Source organism: Clostridium aminobutyricum, assembly GCF_017255415.1.
GTDB classification, from domain to species: domain Bacteria; phylum Bacillota; class Clostridia; order Peptostreptococcales; family Anaerovoracaceae; genus Aminipila; species Aminipila aminobutyrica.
Genome location: NZ_JAFJZZ010000001.1, coordinates 890,139 through 906,111, shown reverse-complemented (window position 1 = coordinate 906,111; position 15,973 = coordinate 890,139). Strand labels below are relative to the sequence as shown.

Sequence of the window (15,973 nt, the reverse complement as noted above, 5' to 3'; positions counted from 1 at the left end):
ATAAAAGGAGATCAGATGAAGAATAAATATACTATTTTTTTACTTTATTTGTGTGCGGGCACGATCTTAATTACTTGTTTCATCCAAATCTATGACTTGTCACAATATCCGTTTGAATCTCATATGGACATGGGAAGTGAAGTTTACTTCCATTTCAGGTTCAGTCAGACTATTACGCTATTTCTGTCCATTGCAGGGGTTTCGATTCTCTTCGCAAGAGAAGGGATCAATCGGGAGTTGAAGCTGAAAGCTTATACAGACGTTACAGGAATCAAGAATAAACATGCTTGCTTAGAGGAAATGAGTATTTTAGAATGCAATGACAATACGTTAAATATTGGATTTGCTATCTTTGATTTAAACAACCTAAAAAAAGTCAATGATTTTTATGGGCATGAAAAAGGGGATGAGCTGATCCAAACCTTTGCCCATCTGCTGAAGTTGGCTGCGGATAAAAAATACTTTCTAGGCCGTTTCGGCGGAGATGAGTTTGTTGCTATTATTCAGAATTGTACAGAGGAAATCATGGAAAAATATATTCAAGATGTGAAACAATTGGCGGATAAGTATAATAAAAGTGCTTCCGTATTACTTAGTTTTGCCAGCGGTTATGCTATTAGCACAAGAAATCATTATTACTTGATGGAAGAACTTCTTAAAGAGGCTGACAAAAAAATGTACGGGAATAAGAAAAAAATGAAATATGAAAACATGGTAGAAAACCCACAGCTTAGCAAAATTCTTGATGACGACAGGATCAATTCGATAGGGCGTGATGACTTAACCGGACTATTAAATTATGAAGCCTTTCTTTCAGTGGTAAAAAAGGTCATTAATCTTTCCTTGGAAGACCATGATCTGGCCATTCTTTGCTCCGATATTTCCAATTTCAGATATATTAATGATACTTTTGGCCATAAAGAGGGAAATAACATTTTAAGGCAGTTTGCTCAAGAATTGAAAAAACAATCTTTTTGCTTATGTGCATCGAGAATTTTTTCCGATAATTTTTCTTGCCTTATTGATGTATCGGGCATGTCAACGGATGAAGTCACTGCACTTATTGAAAAATTTAATTCGCACTTTTCCTCTATAATCAACAATGAGTATAAAGGAAGCAGACTCATTTTGAGCAGCGGCATTTACTTTGTTCCGAGCAAAGATGAAACCATTGACAACATGTTGAATTATGCAAATACAGCAAGGAAATATACCAAAACATCCTATCAGAATATTCTTGTTTATCGTGATGATATCGATCAGCTTGAAAAGAAGAAAGCCAGCATCATCAATTCATTTCAGACTTCACTGCAAAATGGAGAATTTAAAGTGTATCTTCAAGCTAAAGTTCGCTGCTCCGATAAAAGCATTTGCAGCGCAGAGGCCTTGATTCGCTGGCAGATGAAGGATGGTACCTTTTATTACCCTGATGAATTTATTCCATTTCTGGAGCAGACGGGGGATATTATTGATATGGACTTTTATGTGTATGAGCAGATCTTTTCTTATCTGCATGACAGACAGCTTGCTCAGAAGGTGATTATACCCATATCACTCAATATATCCAGAGCTCACCTAATAAAACCTCTGGTATTTCTTGAGAGGATAACGAATCTGCTCGGTACTTATCCTATACCTACTGATTTGATCACTTTCGAATTGACTGAAAGCACATACATACAGGACATGCAGTCCGCAGCCTTTTTTATAGATGAGTTACATAAATTAAATTTTAAGGTTTCCATGGACGATTTTGGCAGCGGATATTCTTCTTTAAAAGTGTTAAAAAATATGCCTTTTGATGAGATTAAATTTGATAAGGAATTTTTATTGGAATTGACCGACGAAAACAGCCGGAAAATCCTGCTGCAAATGATGAGTCTGGTGAAGAGCTTAGATAAGGTCATCGTGTGTGAGGGCGTAGAAAATGCGATGAATGTTAACTTCTTAGAACAATCAGATTGCGATATTATGCAGGGATACTATTATCACAGACCTGTTCCGATGGCAGAATTAGTATATTAATAAAACAAAAGAGGGGATTTCCCCAACATTTATATGGAGCAGCCCATGTCCGCAGAATGAATCCTGCGGACATGGGCTGTTCTATGCGCACTCTTTTTTATCCGTTGACGGTACGCACCATTTACGGAAAAGATGCGTATGATTATAGAGTATATTAAAATCATTCGAGGTGATTACTATTTTATATTCTATGAGCTTACATAAAAATGATAAATTTATTAAACGATGGATTTTTGCCATCACCGGTATGGCAAATTTGAGCGTTTGTTTTGCGATAAACAGTCTGAATCTAGCACTTCCAACGCTTGCCGCAGAATTTGGAGTCTCTCAGGGAGACGTCAGTTGGCTGGCTCTTGTATATTCCTTAATTCCGTGCTGTATGTTGTTAATCTGCGGGAAAATGGCCGATTTATATGGCTACAAACGGCAATACGAAGTCGGTTTCTGTTTTTTTGCCTTTGCATCTTTGTTTGCACCCCTCTTATCCCATAACTTAGTAACATTGATTTTTTTCAGAGCGTTGCAAGGACTGGGATACAGTATCTTAATTTCCATCACTCAGGCGACTATCTCCAGAACTTTTGACGATCATGAACGAGGAAAAGCTCTTGGGATCAATTCTATTTTTGTATCTGTAGGACTTGCATCAGGCCCTACAATAGGGGGGATGCTGATCACGCATTTTTCGTGGCATGCTATTTTTTATTCCTCGATTCCATTTTGTTTGGTTGGACTGGTTGCAACAATTCTTGTGATGCCGGAAGATAACAGAAAAACACCAAGCAATATAAAGTTGGATTGGTTAGGCGGCCTTTTTTTTGCGTCATCTATCGGGACACTTGCTATTAGTTTGAATTTTAGTGACGATTGGGGGGTAACCTCTTTTCCGTTTCTTTTTTGTATGGGAATATTTCTTCTAACATTAGGCCTCTTCATACGAAGAGAGAAAAAGATATCAGTGCCGTTGATGCCGCTGGAGCTATTCAAAAATAGAACCTTTTCTCTTGCCAATGCAACCTGCGCCTTATCCTATATGACCCAACAGCTGACAATATATGTTTTTCCTTTTTTCCTGATCAATACGCTGCTTCTCCCTTCCGATAAATCCGGTTTGATATTGCTGGCTTCTCCTGCTGCCATGATGATTGCCTCCCCTTTGGGAGGAAGCCTTTCCGATCGTTACGGTACACGCCGTCCGGCAGTTATAGGGTTGTTGCTAATAGCAATGAACTGCATCTTGGTTGGATTCTTTAAGGAAAACATGAGCATTTTCTTTATAATCCTTGTACTGCTAATGGTGGGAGCCGGAAACGGACTGAGTGTATCCGCCATCAATTCCGCTATTCTTGGTTCCGTTCCCAAAGAGCATTCGGGTGTTGCTTCCGGGATGCTTGCGACTATGAGAAATATCGGCAATACGTTTGGTACGGCGATTGCCAGTGTTATACTGATTATACGTCAAACGCACTACGCCATCGATCCCGGATTAAGTAAAAATGCAGGTTACTTGCTCGCTCAAAGAGATACTTTTTTAGTGGGATTTGGGCTTGTCTTATTGGCTGTATTGCTGATCATGCGTATACCGGATAATAGCCAAAAGCAATAGAAATGAAGGACTATTCTGTAGGGAAAAGTGACGATTTTCCTACAGTTTTTTTGTGTTAAGCTTGCATGCTGAATAGGATGCTCAAACACAGATTCAGATAAGGCGGCATACAATAGAAGTGATTATAAATGAAGCAAAGGGGGGAAGCGATTTGGCAGTGCTTGAGGTTCATAAAATTGAAGAAAAGTATCAAGCAAAGAACGGCGAAATAATAGCCCTAAAGGAGATCAATTTTTGTGTAGAAAAAGGAGAATTTATTAGTATTGTCGGGCCGAGCGGATGTGGTAAGTCCACGTTGCTTTCTATCATCGCGGGAGTGATGAAGCCAACCGCAGGGGTGGTTTTGGTAAACGGAGAAAAGATTGAAGGAATTTCACCTCATATCGGGTATATGCTGCAAAAAGATAATTTATTGGAATGGAGAACCATCTACAACAATGTGATATTGGGGTTAGAGATACAAAATAATAAGACACCTGAAAATATAGAACGGGTGATTCAGCTGTTAAAGACTTACGATCTTTATGATTTTAAAGATAAATATCCGTCACAACTATCAGGAGGAATGAGGCAGCGGGTTGCCTTAATCAGAACACTAGCGATCAATCCGGATATTTTGCTGCTGGATGAGGCTTTCTCGGCTTTGGATTATCAAACCAGATTAATGGTTACCAATGACGTGTATCAAATTTTAAAGAAAGAACAAATCACGACATTGATGGTTACTCATGATATTCCGGAAGGAATCAGTATGGGAGATAAGATTATTATCCTAAGCCATCGACCGGCAATCGTGAAAGAAGTATTGTCTATTGATTTTGAGGAAGAACAGAGAACTCCGTTAAACTGTAGAAAAAATCCTAAGTTTAGTATGTACTTTAATTATATTTGGAAGGAGTTGGGCTCAGATGGATAATCAGCAGCTTTCCAAAGAAAGAGTGACTTATTTAAAAAAAGAAAAACACCGAAAACAAATGATTCATATTTGGCAAATAGGAATCTTATTTGGGTTTATGGCTATTTGGGAGATTGCGGCAGACCTCGGATGGATTGACAGCTTTATTTTGAGTCAGCCTTCCCGTATATGGAATACTTGTGTTAATATGGCTCAAAACGGATTGCTGGTTCATATTGGCGTGACTGTTTATGAAACATTGGCGGGCTTTATATTGGGTGTTATCACCGGAACTGCATTAGCCATCATACTTTGGTGGAGCAGTTTTATTTCAAAGGTAAGTGAACCCTATCTTGTTGTATTAAACAGCCTGCCGAAGATTGCGCTGGGTCCTGTGATTATTATTATCGTTGGCGCAGGGACGGAGGCTATTATCTTCATGGCATTAGCCATATCTCTGATTGTTACGGTTCTGGAAATGTTAAACGGTTTTCAACATACCGATCAAGAATATATAAAAATGGCAACAACATTTGGGGCCACTAAATTTCAAATCTTTAAAAAGATTGTGTTTCCGTATAATATCTCTACTTTATTCAATTCGTTGAAAATTAACATTGGTCTTTCACTGGTTGGCGTGATTGCAGGAGAATTTCTTGTTTCTAAAGCCGGTTTGGGGTATCTCATCGTATATGGCGGTCAAGTGTTTCAATTGGATTTGGTTATGGCCAGTGTGATTATTTTAGCTATTGTTGCGGCGTTGATGTATGAGACAGTTGTGCTTCTGCAACGGTTCGTCATGAAATGGTATGGACATTAACATGGTTTCAATCATTTTTTAATAGGGAAGGGTTATAGATACTTTCTATGAATCTAAATCTAAAATAGGAGGAGAACAAAAAAATGAAAAAATACTTAAAATTTATTTGCATTGCTTTAAGTTTATTATTAGTTATTCCTGTCTTGTCTGGATGCGGAGCAAAAGAAAAGGAGGAAACAGATGTGGTTACTGTGTGCGAAGTTACCCATTCCATCTTTTATGCACCGCAGTATGCAGCAATCAATTTAGGCTTTTTTGAAGAGGAGGGCATCCAAATCGAATTGTCCAATGGGCAGGGAGCCGATAAGGTTATGGCCGCTGTACTTTCCAATAATGTAGATATCGGGTTTGCAGGCCCGGAAGCTTCCATCTACGTGTATAATGAAGGAAAAGAAGATTATACGCAGGTATTTGCCCAATTAACACAGTGTGATGGGTCTTTCCTTGTAGCACGAGAGCCGGATCCGGAGTTCACTTGGGAAAAGATACGAAACAAGACGGTACTTCCGGGAAGAAAAGGTGGCGTACCTTATATGACATTGGAATATGTGATCCGTCAGAACGGCTTAAACCCGGCAACGGATACAACTCTTGACAATAGCATTCAGTTCGCCTTGATGGCAGGGGCGTTTACAAGCGGAACAGGCGATTATGTTACATTATTTGAACCGACTGCATCGATGCTGGAACAAGAGGGGAAGGGGTACATCGTAGCCTCCATCGGTAAAGAAAGCGGCAAAATTCCATATACGGCATACTTTACTAAGAAGAGTTTTATTGAGCAAAATCAAGATTTGATTGAACGATTTACCAGAGCGATCTATAGAGGACAAAAATGGGTGGAAGCTACTAATGCTGAAAAAATAGCGGAAGTAATCGCTCCTTCTTTCCCTGATACTGACGTGAAATTATTGACGGCATCCGTACAGCGATATAAAGATATTGATGCATGGGGCACCGATCCGATTTTAAAAGAACAATCGTTTGCGTTATTGCAGGAAGTTATGACACAAGCGGGAGAACTAACGCAGAAGGCTCCGTATGACAAGATTGTAAATAATACGTTTGCGGAGAAAGTTTCGAATAAGTAAGCTGCGGTTAGACAAGAACTTAAGTCAAGAACGGATGTATAGATAATACAGAGAATCAAAAATGGCTGTCTCAATTGAGGCAGCCGTATTCCTTAAGTCTATTCACTTTATATAGTAACTTCCGTCTTGGATTTTGCCACTTCCCAATGAATGTCACGGATGTACGTATTCAGCTCAGCGGTTTTCTGTTCACGGAAAAGCCGAAGTATCTCTTTGTGCTCATTGTTTGTTTCGTATAAAACGGATTTTGCATCCTCCATTTTAGAGATATCATAGTGCTTGGTCATAAATTTATTTTTAAGTTTTACAAGTGTATCAATTAAGGTGCTGTTTCCGCATTCGAAAAGATAGAGCTGATGAAAAATTTCCTGTTGTTTATAATACATTTCATAATTTTCAGAGGTGATCGCCAAATCCATGCTATTAATATAGAAATCCATATCCTTTAAAATTTTTTCAGTTAAATTAGGACAGGCCAGAACTGCGGCGTAGCCGTCAAGTACGCCAACTACTTCATAAAGCTCAGCAGCCTCTTTCGAATTTAGAGAACGTAGCATAAATCCTTTCCTCGGCACGTTTTCCAATACGTCTTCACTGGAAAGCTGTATCAACGCTTCTCGGACCGGAGTACGGCTGATATTTAATTCCTGACAAATTTTATTTTCATTAATTTTTTCATTTGGCAGTAAGTTGCCTTTCAATATTTGATCGGCAATATAGTCGTATACGTGATCTTTTAATGATTGAAATTTATACATAAATAAACCTTTCTTATGCTAGAATGTGTACAAAATTTAATATTAATCATATCATTCCCTCTTATCAAAATCAAGGCAGATAAAGAGAATATATTATTGACAATATATAATATACAATATATTATATACATAAAGTGAATAATTTAAAATCTTATGAAGTTATGGAGGTAAAAAATGTTTAAGAATTGTATCGTAAGAAGACCGTGCAAAGCAATGGTAGAGGGTATCACATCTGCTCCTGAGTTAGGTAAACCCAATTATGAATTAGCATTAAAACAGCATGATACATATATCGAAGCACTAAAACAGTGTGGTGTTGAAGTTCTTGTATTGGATGCGCTGGATGAATATCCGGATTCTTGTTTTGTAGAAGATCCTGCGGTTATTACAAGCAAGTGCGCTATTATAACCAATCCGGGTGCAGCGTCGAGAAATGGTGAAAAAGCTGAAATTTTACCTGCTATCAAAAAGTTCTTTAATGATGATCAGATTGAATATATACAAACGCCGGGAACTTTAGAAGGCGGAGATGTTATGATGGTGGGTGACCATTTCTACGTTGGGCGTTCCGCAAGAACAAATGAAGAGGGAATCAAGCAGTTCATTGCAATCTTAGAAAAGCATGGCTTAACCGGTTCCGAAGTACCTTTAGAAAAGGTTCTTCATTTAAAAACAGGCGTTAACTACATTGAGAATAACAACATGCTTGTTTCTGGTGAATTTATTGATAAGCCGGAATTTGCAAAGTATAACAAACTTATTATTCCGGAAGAAGAAGCCTATGCAGCGAACTGTATTTGGATGAACGGAAAGGTGATTGTACCTGAAGGATATCCTGCTGTTGAGAAAGCTGTGAAAGATGCCGGTTATGAAATTATTCTGGTAGATACTTCAGAATACAGAAAACTTGACGGTGGACTGAGCTGCTTGTCTCTAAGATTCTAATTTTTATTTGCGGCAATAAAATAAGTCTATAAGTAGTATAGTTTGTATGGTAAACTATAGGGGAATCTGGGAAACATTTCCTATAAGTTTATCTATATTCAAGAAGGGGGAATTATTCTATGGATAATAATTCTTTAGATCAGACTAGAAATCTTGGGACTATAAAATTAACCATGTTTGCTATAGGTACGACCTTAGCAAGCGGAGTATTCAGTTTATCCGGTGATTTTGCTGCCGGAGGGGCCCATACCTTGGCTGTATTAATAGGATGGCTTATCAGCGGTATAGGAATGTTTGGCCTTTGTATGTGCTTCTTTAAACTGAGTTATCTAAAACCTGAATTGACAAGCGGTATCTATAGTTATGCCAAAAGTGGATTCGGCGAATATATAGGGTTTAATGCGGCGTGGGGATATTGGTTAAGTGCTATTTTAGCGCAAATTTCTTTTGTAACTTTATTTTTCTCTGCATTAAGCTATTTCGTTCCGGCTTTGGGCTCAGGGAGCAGTTTGTTATCAATAACTTGCGGCTCTATACTGATATGGGCAATCACCTTATTGATTTTAAGAGGTGTCAATCAAGCCGTATCGATCAATGTTGCCGTTGTTTGTGCAAAAATACTTCCGATCATTGTTATGGTTGTTGCTATTGTTTTAGCAAGAGCTTTTGATCCGGCGATTTTTATGGAAAACTTTAGAGGCGCTGATAGTGGAATGAGTCTTCTTGAACAAGTAAAATCAACCGTTTATGTTACCGTATGGGTATTTATCGGTATTGAAGGTGCTGTCGTTCTTTCAGGAAGAGCGAAAACCACCGCGATTGCAGGCCGTGCAACGGCGATATCCTTTTTATCTTTATTGGTATTGTATGTTGTTATATCGGTGTTGAGCATGGGCGTACTCTCCCATGAGGAATTAGCTGCTCTTGGAAATCCTCCAATGGCAGGAGTACTGGAAGCGGTTGTTGGACCTTGGGGTGCAGCCTTTGTAAATATTGCAGTAATCATATCACTGGGCGGTGCAATGTTTACCTATTCCATCCTTAGCATTGACAGTGCTTATGGACCTGCGACACAAAAATGCTTCCCTCAATTATTTACAAAACTAAACAAAAACAATTCACCGTATGTATCGGTGCTTATTACCACAATTATTGTGCAGATATTTTTAATCATCGTATTTTTTAATGAGTCTTCCTATCAAGTTTGTTACACGTTGTCAACCAGTGCGATTATGTTCCCTTACATATTCTCCGCGCTGTTCTTCTTGCAGGTAACAATAAGGGGTGAAGGACTTGGAAAGTCTGGCGGCGGTGAAAAATTAACGTCATGGATATTCGCTATAATCGGTTCCGTTTATGGCGCATGGCTGCTCTACGCCAGCGGTGTTACTTATATCTTAATCTCTGCATTGCTGTATGGACCAGGCACGCTGCTTTATATGTATACCAGAAAAGAGCAGGGGAATGCGTTTCTTCCGAAAGCAATCGATAAAATTACTTTTGTGGTAATGATAGCCGCTTTTATACTTTCAATTATAATGCTTGCAAACGGTACCATTAAACCGTTTTAACTTTTATTTCGTGGTGTTTAACAAAAAAGGCGATTCACTTAGTGAATCGCCTTTTTTGTTTGCTTTTTATGTCCTGTACTGAAACGAAATAGGAGTCCTGTTACCTTTCTTTAAGCAACTTTAAATCCATCCTTTGGATTTCCAATAAATCTTATCGGGCTCAGAGTCGGCATAGCTTTTTATTAATCTTGCAAACATCAAATGTAATATTTTACTTAAACAACTAGCCCTTATTGTATGTCTGTTTTTCGTTAAATGAAAAAATTTCGCTGCTTTTTTCCTAAGGCGTTTTTCAATAGTTAACCGCCTTTTCTCTCCCATCTCATCCCAGTTCATGGCCCACATATTTGCTCTGCATTTTACGGTTCTCTTTATTCCCCAAAATAGCATATTCCGGCTGATAACACGAATCACGTTTCCGGTACCGGCACCGGCTGCAGTGGATACAGCAAAGCCTATTTTATCAAACATTTCTTCATTAGGCCGATGGTTTATATAAGTGCAGGCGAAGTGGTCCAATAAAGCTTTTACTTGAGCAGATTCTGCAAGAGCATAAGAGGGAGAGGCGAAAATAATTCCGTCCGACTCCAGAAATGATTTTAAGATAGGGTGAGTATACTGTTTGTGCGGACAATGTTGGCCGGCATATTCTCCGGTCCGAAGACAGGCAAAGCAACCCTCACAAAAGGATGGCAAATCTCTTGGCAAATAAATATCAGTATATATAATTTCATCTAATTGATTTAATGTTTGCTTGATAATATCTATACTTTTATCCGTATTCCCTTTTCTATTACTCCCATGAATAACACATATTTTCATATAAATATGAATCCTTCCTTATTTCCATCATTTATTATTCTTCATTTTTATTTTGTAAACAGTATATCACAAAATCCCTTCATTAAATAATTTAACGTTTAAGCCAAAATATGTTAAAATAAGACAGTCTGGTGAATTCGGACAGAAAGGGGATCCTTATGGCTACAAGTGTAGATTTTATGGAATATGTTTGCGAACAAATCCGAGGGGTGGGCGCGGTACGATACAGAAAGATGTTTGGAGAATATATGGTTTATGTCAATGATAAGCCAATTTTGTTAGTGTGCGATAATATTGTTTATGTAAAGCAGCTGGAATGCATTGCGGATGAAATGCAAGATGCAGACAAGGGATACCCCTATGAGGGGGCGAAAGAACATTATATCTTAGATATTGATAATGCGGATTTCAGCAGGCAAATTATTGATTTACTGGAACCGGTGATACCGATTCCTAAACCGAAGAAAAAGAAAGCAAATAAGGAGTAGGGAAAAATGATAGTAAGAGGGAATGTGTTTTCCAAAACACTGGAAATGGATACAGGCATAACCATCGTGACGCCGAATGAATTCAAACCGGAAGGCGGCTATAAGGTGGCCTATTTACTGCATGGGATATGCGGAAACAATGGAACTTGGTCGGATTATACGATGCTTCCATTTTATGCTTCTCATGGCAAAACCATTTATATATTGCCGGAGGTGGGAAGAAGTTTTTATGCGGATATGAAATATGGATTTAAATATTTTACCTACGTAACAGAAGAATTGCCTGCTATTTGTAAAAGTGTGTTCAATATTTCGGCCAAGCGTGAACATACGGCTGTGATTGGCGGTTCCATGGGGGGTTACGGTGCGTTGAAATGTGCGCTAGCCAAACCGGAGCAGTATGGATTATGCGGAGCTTTTTCTTCCGCATGCTTATTTATAAAAGAAGACATAGACGAGCACAAGAAAAACGGCAGCGAACCTTGGTTTGTAGAAATGTACGGCGAAAAGACTATTGAAGATTTCCTTCTGGCGTTTGGCATGGAGTTGGAATGGAACCCGAAGGATGATATCTTAGAGCTGGCGAAAGGCATTCAAGATCATGGGGTACAACCGATGATCTATACTGCCTGCGGAACAGAGGACTATTTTCATAAAGACAATTTGCGGTTCAGCGAAGAAATGAAACAGATGAATTTTAATATTACTTATGAAGAATGGCAAGGAAAACATGATTTTCCGTTTTTTAACGAAGCACTCCGAAGAGTCATTGAAAAATTTGAAGCTGAAGAATAAATAAAAATAGTAAAAAAACTCTTGGTTGTTATAGGAGCATTCCACCAAGAGTTTTTTTATGACTCTACGGATGGATAGCGCTCTCCTTTTCAAAATCTCCACAAAAACTCCACAATAGATTGATAGGATACAAAATATAAATGAACAGTATTTTTATAGAGTGTGTATAAAAAGAATATGCACAGAGAACAAAAAGGAGAGATGTATTATGTCAATCGTAACAACAAAATTAAATGTAAATGGAATGTCTTGCAGTCATTGTGAAAAAGCAGTCAAAAATGCACTGAATGAGTTGGAAGGGGTATCCGGCACCGAAGTCCTTTTAAATGAAAAAATGGTCATTGTTCAATATGATGAAGATGTAGTAACAGAGAAAAGTTTAACAGCGGCTATTGAAGATGCGGGTTATGATGTCGTGTAAAACACTGATAAAATGTCTAAAGAAGGAGAGAGCAATATGCAGAAAGAAAATCTTCAAATTGTGGGTATGACGTGTGCAGCCTGTGCGAATCGAATCGAAAAAGTTGTTTCCAAATTGGACGGAGTTTCTGTGGCTTCTGTAAATTTTGCATCGGAAAAGCTCGTTGCTCATTATGATCCACAAAAGGTTACCTTAGCAGATATTAAAAATGCTATCACAAAGGCAGGGTATGAAGCCTTTGAACCCAAAAAAATAGCGGCCGTCGATGAGGATAAAGTTCGGAAAGAAAAGGAAATAAAAACGTTATGGACAAAGTTTGTTATTTCAGCAGCGTGTTGTATCCCGCTGCTTTATTTAGCCATGGGTGCCATGTTAGGATTTCCGATGCCTGCGTTTTTAGAACCGATGCATTATACGTTCAATTTTGCCATCACACAGATTGTATTATTACTGCCTATATTAATTGCCGGAAATAAGTTCTATTCCGTTGGCTTTAAGGCTATCTTAAGCAGAAGCCCTAATATGGATTCTTTAATTGCGATGGGTACAACGGCAGCGGTTTCATATAGCTTGTATTCGACCTATCGGATTTCGATCGGTGACATGGCGTATATGGAAGACTTATATTTCGAAACGGCAGGAGTCATTATCACGTTAATATTGTTAGGCAAATCTCTTGAAGCGGTTTCGAAAGGGAAAACCTCGGAAGCTATCAAAAAGCTGATGGGGCTCGCTCCCAAAACGGCGCTGGTAATACAGGATGGAAAAGAAGTCGTTCTTCCTATAGAGGAAGTTCAAGCAGATGATATTATCCTGGTCAAACCCGGTGAAAAAATTCCTGTAGACGGAATTGTCATACAAGGTCACACCTCCATCGATGAATCCATGCTGACCGGTGAGAGCATACCGATAGAGAAAAAAGGAGGGGATCCGGTTTTTGCCGCCAGCTTGAATATCAACGGCTCTATTCAATTTAAAGCGACAAAAGTCGGAAGCGATACGGCGTTAGCACAAATTATAAAATTGGTAGAAGAGGCACAAGGTTCGAAAGCTCCTATTGCAAAAATGGCTGACATTGTTTCGGGATATTTTGTTCCTATTGTATTTGCCATCGCGGCCGTTACATCCGTCGCCTGGCTGATCAGCGGGCAAACGCCCGTATTTGCTTTAACGATATTTATTTCCGTTTTGGTTATCGCTTGTCCGTGTGCTCTCGGCCTCGCTACCCCTACCGCTATCATGGTTGCGACAGGAAAAGGGGCAGAGTATGGAATCTTAATCAAAGGCGGAGAAGCGCTTGAGGCTACTCATAAAATCAATACGATTGTGTTTGATAAAACAGGAACGATAACAGAAGGAAAGCCGGAAGTAACAGATATAGTAACGGCAGGTGAAATAAGAAAGCAAAGATTGCTGCAAATTGCTGCATCCGCAGAAAAAGGATCGGAGCACCCGTTGGGTGAGGCAATCGTCCGCGGTGCAGAAAAAGAAAATCTTGACTTTCTTACCCTAGACCGCTTTGAAGCGATACCGGGATATGGCATTGAAGTTTTTTTGGATGGAATGAAAGTGCTTTTAGGGAATGATAAGTTGATGTTGGATAGAGGGATTTCCTTAAGCCAATCAGGGGAGGAATCCGACCGACTGGCATCAGAGGGGAAAACGCCTATGTATATTGCCGTAGATAATGAGTTTGCAGGAATAATTGCAGTTGCTGATGTGGTAAAGGAAAGCAGTGCCAAGGCTATTCAAAAGCTTCATGAGATGGGCATTGAAGTAGCCATGATTACAGGGGATAACAGAAGAACGGCAGAGACCATTGCCAAACAGGTAGGGATTGATCGGGTATTAGCGGAAGTGCTGCCGCAGGATAAATCAAATGAAGTAAAAAAATTGCAGGAAGAAGGCAAAATTGTATCCATGGTAGGGGACGGCATCAACGATGCGCCGGCATTAGCACAAGCGGATATCGGGATAGCAATCGGTTCAGGAACAGACGTAGCCATGGAATCAGCAGATATAGTGCTCATGAAAAGTGATTTAATGGACGTCCCGACCGCCATTCAGCTAAGCAAAAGTACAATTAGAAATATTAAACAAAACTTATTTTGGGCATTCGGTTACAATGTACTTGGGATTCCGGTGGCCGCAGGACTTTTGTATGTATTCGGAGGACCGACATTAAATCCGATCTTTGCAGCGGCGGCTATGTCATTGAGTTCCGTATCCGTCCTGACAAATGCACTTCGATTGAAAGGTTTTAAACCCTATCAATAAAAAGGGGACTTATAGCAATGAGTAAAAATTTGATAAAGAGAATATTGAAAGTAGATGGATTGACTTGCACGGCTTGTGAAAGTAAAATTGAAAATAAATTAATAAAAATGGAAGGTATTCAGGGGGTTGAAGCAAGTTACGCAAGGGAAACGGTTATTGTGATCTATAATCCGCAGAAAATTCAACTGGAAAATATCATTAAAATCATTGAGAAGCTGGGTTATGATGTGAAGCGGTCAGCCAATCAAGTATCCCGTAACACCGAAGCGGGTTCCGATAACCAGCTGATTGTGATGGGGATCATTATCTTTGGTATTTATCTGATTATAAAGAATACAATAGGATTTAATTTTATACCCGAAGTTAGCCAAAATATGGGGTATGGTATCCTCTTCGTTGTAGGTCTGTTATCTTCGATTCATTGCGTGGCTATGTGCGGCGGTATTAACCTTTCTGTATGTGTATCCCATCAATTTGATCAAGCCGATAACAGTAATTTTGCAAAAGTATTACCGAGTTTATTATACAATACAGGAAGGGTCGTGTCGTACACCATCATAGGTGGACTTGTGGGTGCACTGGGTTCTGTTTTCACCCTGTCCAATATGGGCAGTGCGTTTATTACCATCGTGGCCGGTACTTTTATGGTCATTATGGGACTGAACATGCTCAACATATTTCCTGCACTGAGAAAATTAAATCCACATATGCCTAAAGTCTTTGCAAACAAAATATATAGCGCAAAGACGAATAAAGGGCCGTTCGTGGTGGGATTGCTAAACGGTTTGATGCCTTGCGGACCTCTTCAAGCCATGCAGTTATATGCACTGGGCACAGGCAGCTTTATAGCTGGAGCCACGTCCATGTTTCTATTTAGTTTAGGAACGGTTCCGCTGCTCTTCGTTTTCGGAGCACTGGGTTCCATGCTGAGCTCTAAATTTACAAAGAATCTGATGAAATGCAGTGCCATTCTCGTTATTGCATTGGGATTTGCCATGTTAAGCCGAGGGATGGCATTCACCGGAGTGACGTTTCCTTCTTTTGCTGCCAGCACAAATAATGCCGGTGTAAATGTAAGCACGATTGTCGGTGAAGAGCAGGAAATAACGACCTCGTTAGACGGGGGAAGATACTCGCCGATCGCAGTACAAGAAGGAGTCCCGGTAAAGTGGACCATCTATGCAGAGGCAGAGGATTTAAATGGCTGTAATCGTACGATGACGATTCCGGAGTATAATATTCAGAAACAGTTAGAGGTGGGTGAAAACGTGATTACTTTTACGCCGACGAAAACCGGTACCTTTGGATATAGCTGCTGGATGGGGATGATTCGAAGCAGTATTACGGTGGTTGATGATATCCGGAATATTGACGCAAATAAGGTTGCAGAAGATTCCGCCGGTATAACAAATAATGCCGGTAGCTGTTGTAGCCCATAACCTATAAATAAAGATCATTT

12 protein-coding genes and 1 pseudogene are annotated in these 15,973 nt (G+C 39.4%); 11 read left to right on the top strand and 2 right to left on the bottom strand.

The features are described 5' to 3' along the window. Positions 1-15: 15 nt before the first annotated feature. The 5 genes from JYB65_RS04410 to JYB65_RS04390 all read left to right on the top strand — a co-directional run bounded on the left by JYB65_RS04410 (position 16) and on the right by JYB65_RS04390 (position 6,437). Positions 16-2,025, top strand: coding sequence for a bifunctional diguanylate cyclase/phosphodiesterase (locus JYB65_RS04410; RefSeq protein WP_206581387.1), 2,010 nt, complete (start codon positions 16-18; stop codon positions 2,023-2,025). A gap of 169 nt (positions 2,026-2,194) precedes the next feature. After that, positions 2,195-3,631, top strand: coding sequence for an MFS transporter (locus JYB65_RS04405; protein WP_342366615.1), 1,437 nt, complete (start codon positions 2,195-2,197; stop codon positions 3,629-3,631). 121 nt (positions 3,632-3,752) lie between these two features. Further along, a complete protein-coding gene (locus JYB65_RS04400; RefSeq protein WP_425331119.1) occupies positions 3,753-4,547 on the top strand; it encodes an ABC transporter ATP-binding protein in 795 nt (264 codons plus the stop codon). Continuing rightward, positions 4,540-5,346, top strand: a complete 807-nt coding sequence (locus tag JYB65_RS04395; protein WP_206581386.1) for an ABC transporter permease — start codon at positions 4,540-4,542, stop codon at positions 5,344-5,346. Before JYB65_RS04400 ends, JYB65_RS04395 begins: the two co-directional genes overlap by 8 nt. A gap of 83 nt (positions 5,347-5,429) precedes the next feature. After that, a complete protein-coding gene (locus JYB65_RS04390; protein ID WP_206581385.1) occupies positions 5,430-6,437 on the top strand; it encodes an ABC transporter substrate-binding protein in 1,008 nt (335 codons plus the stop codon). A gap of 107 nt (positions 6,438-6,544) precedes the next feature. On the opposite strand, the gene JYB65_RS04385 is transcribed toward JYB65_RS04390, so the two are convergent. Beyond that, positions 6,545-7,195, bottom strand: a complete 651-nt coding sequence (locus tag JYB65_RS04385; protein ID WP_206581384.1) for a GntR family transcriptional regulator — start codon at positions 7,193-7,195, stop codon at positions 6,545-6,547. A 174-nt stretch (positions 7,196-7,369) separates the two neighbouring features. On the opposite strand from JYB65_RS04385, the gene JYB65_RS04380 reads away from it, so the two are divergent. Then, positions 7,370-8,140, top strand: a complete 771-nt coding sequence (locus JYB65_RS04380; RefSeq protein WP_206581383.1) for a dimethylarginine dimethylaminohydrolase family protein — start codon at positions 7,370-7,372, stop codon at positions 8,138-8,140. A 119-nt stretch (positions 8,141-8,259) separates the two neighbouring features. Continuing rightward, a complete protein-coding gene (locus JYB65_RS04375) occupies positions 8,260-9,711 on the top strand; it encodes a basic amino acid/polyamine antiporter (protein ID WP_206581382.1) in 1,452 nt (483 codons plus the stop codon). A 120-nt stretch (positions 9,712-9,831) separates the two neighbouring features. On the opposite strand, the gene JYB65_RS04370 is transcribed toward JYB65_RS04375, so the two are convergent. Continuing rightward, entirely contained in the window at positions 9,832-10,533 is a 702-nt protein-coding gene (locus JYB65_RS04370; protein ID WP_206581381.1) for a flavodoxin family protein, read from the bottom strand. A gap of 158 nt (positions 10,534-10,691) precedes the next feature. On the opposite strand from JYB65_RS04370, the gene JYB65_RS04365 reads away from it, so the two are divergent. The 4 genes and pseudogenes from JYB65_RS04365 (at position 10,692) to JYB65_RS04350 (ending at position 15,953) form a co-directional block, all read left to right on the top strand. Further along, positions 10,692-11,021 (top strand): TfoX/Sxy family protein, encoded by a 330-nt coding sequence (locus JYB65_RS04365; protein WP_206581380.1) that lies wholly within the window; start codon positions 10,692-10,694, stop codon positions 11,019-11,021. Between the two features lie 6 nt (positions 11,022-11,027). Beyond that, the gene (locus tag JYB65_RS04360; RefSeq protein WP_206581379.1) at positions 11,028-11,816 is read left to right on the top strand and encodes an alpha/beta hydrolase; all 789 of its coding nucleotides are present in this window, start codon (positions 11,028-11,030) and stop codon (positions 11,814-11,816) included. A gap of 214 nt (positions 11,817-12,030) precedes the next feature. Then, a pseudogene (locus tag JYB65_RS04355) lies at positions 12,031-14,514 on the top strand (heavy metal translocating P-type ATPase). 17 nt (positions 14,515-14,531) lie between these two features. Next, complete coding sequence (locus JYB65_RS04350; protein WP_206581378.1) at positions 14,532-15,953, top strand: urease accessory protein UreH domain-containing protein; 1,422 nt, start codon at positions 14,532-14,534, stop codon at positions 15,951-15,953. The last annotated feature ends 20 nt before the right edge of the window (positions 15,954-15,973 follow it).

Bases quoted from the DNA above. Each gene is read 5' to 3' on its own strand.
- JYB65_RS04410 (WP_206581387.1), top strand. From the start codon at position 16: ATGAAGAATAAATATACTATTTTTTTACTTTATTTGTGTGCGGGCACG.
- JYB65_RS04390 (WP_206581385.1), top strand. From the start codon at position 5,430: ATGAAAAAATACTTAAAATTTATTTGCATTGCTTTAAGTTTATTATTA.
- JYB65_RS04380 (WP_206581383.1), top strand. From the start codon at position 7,370: ATGTTTAAGAATTGTATCGTAAGAAGACCGTGCAAAGCAATGGTAGAG.
- JYB65_RS04395 (WP_206581386.1), top strand. From the start codon at position 4,540: ATGGATAATCAGCAGCTTTCCAAAGAAAGAGTGACTTATTTAAAAAAA.
- JYB65_RS04375 (WP_206581382.1), top strand. From the start codon at position 8,260: ATGGATAATAATTCTTTAGATCAGACTAGAAATCTTGGGACTATAAAA.
- JYB65_RS04350 (WP_206581378.1), top strand. From the start codon at position 14,532: ATGAGTAAAAATTTGATAAAGAGAATATTGAAAGTAGATGGATTGACT.
- JYB65_RS04385 (WP_206581384.1), bottom strand. From the start codon at position 7,195: ATGTATAAATTTCAATCATTAAAAGATCACGTATACGACTATATTGCC.
- JYB65_RS04360 (WP_206581379.1), top strand. From the start codon at position 11,028: ATGATAGTAAGAGGGAATGTGTTTTCCAAAACACTGGAAATGGATACA.
- JYB65_RS04370 (WP_206581381.1), bottom strand. From the start codon at position 10,533: ATGAAAATATGTGTTATTCATGGGAGTAATAGAAAAGGGAATACGGAT.
- JYB65_RS04365 (WP_206581380.1), top strand. From the start codon at position 10,692: ATGGCTACAAGTGTAGATTTTATGGAATATGTTTGCGAACAAATCCGA.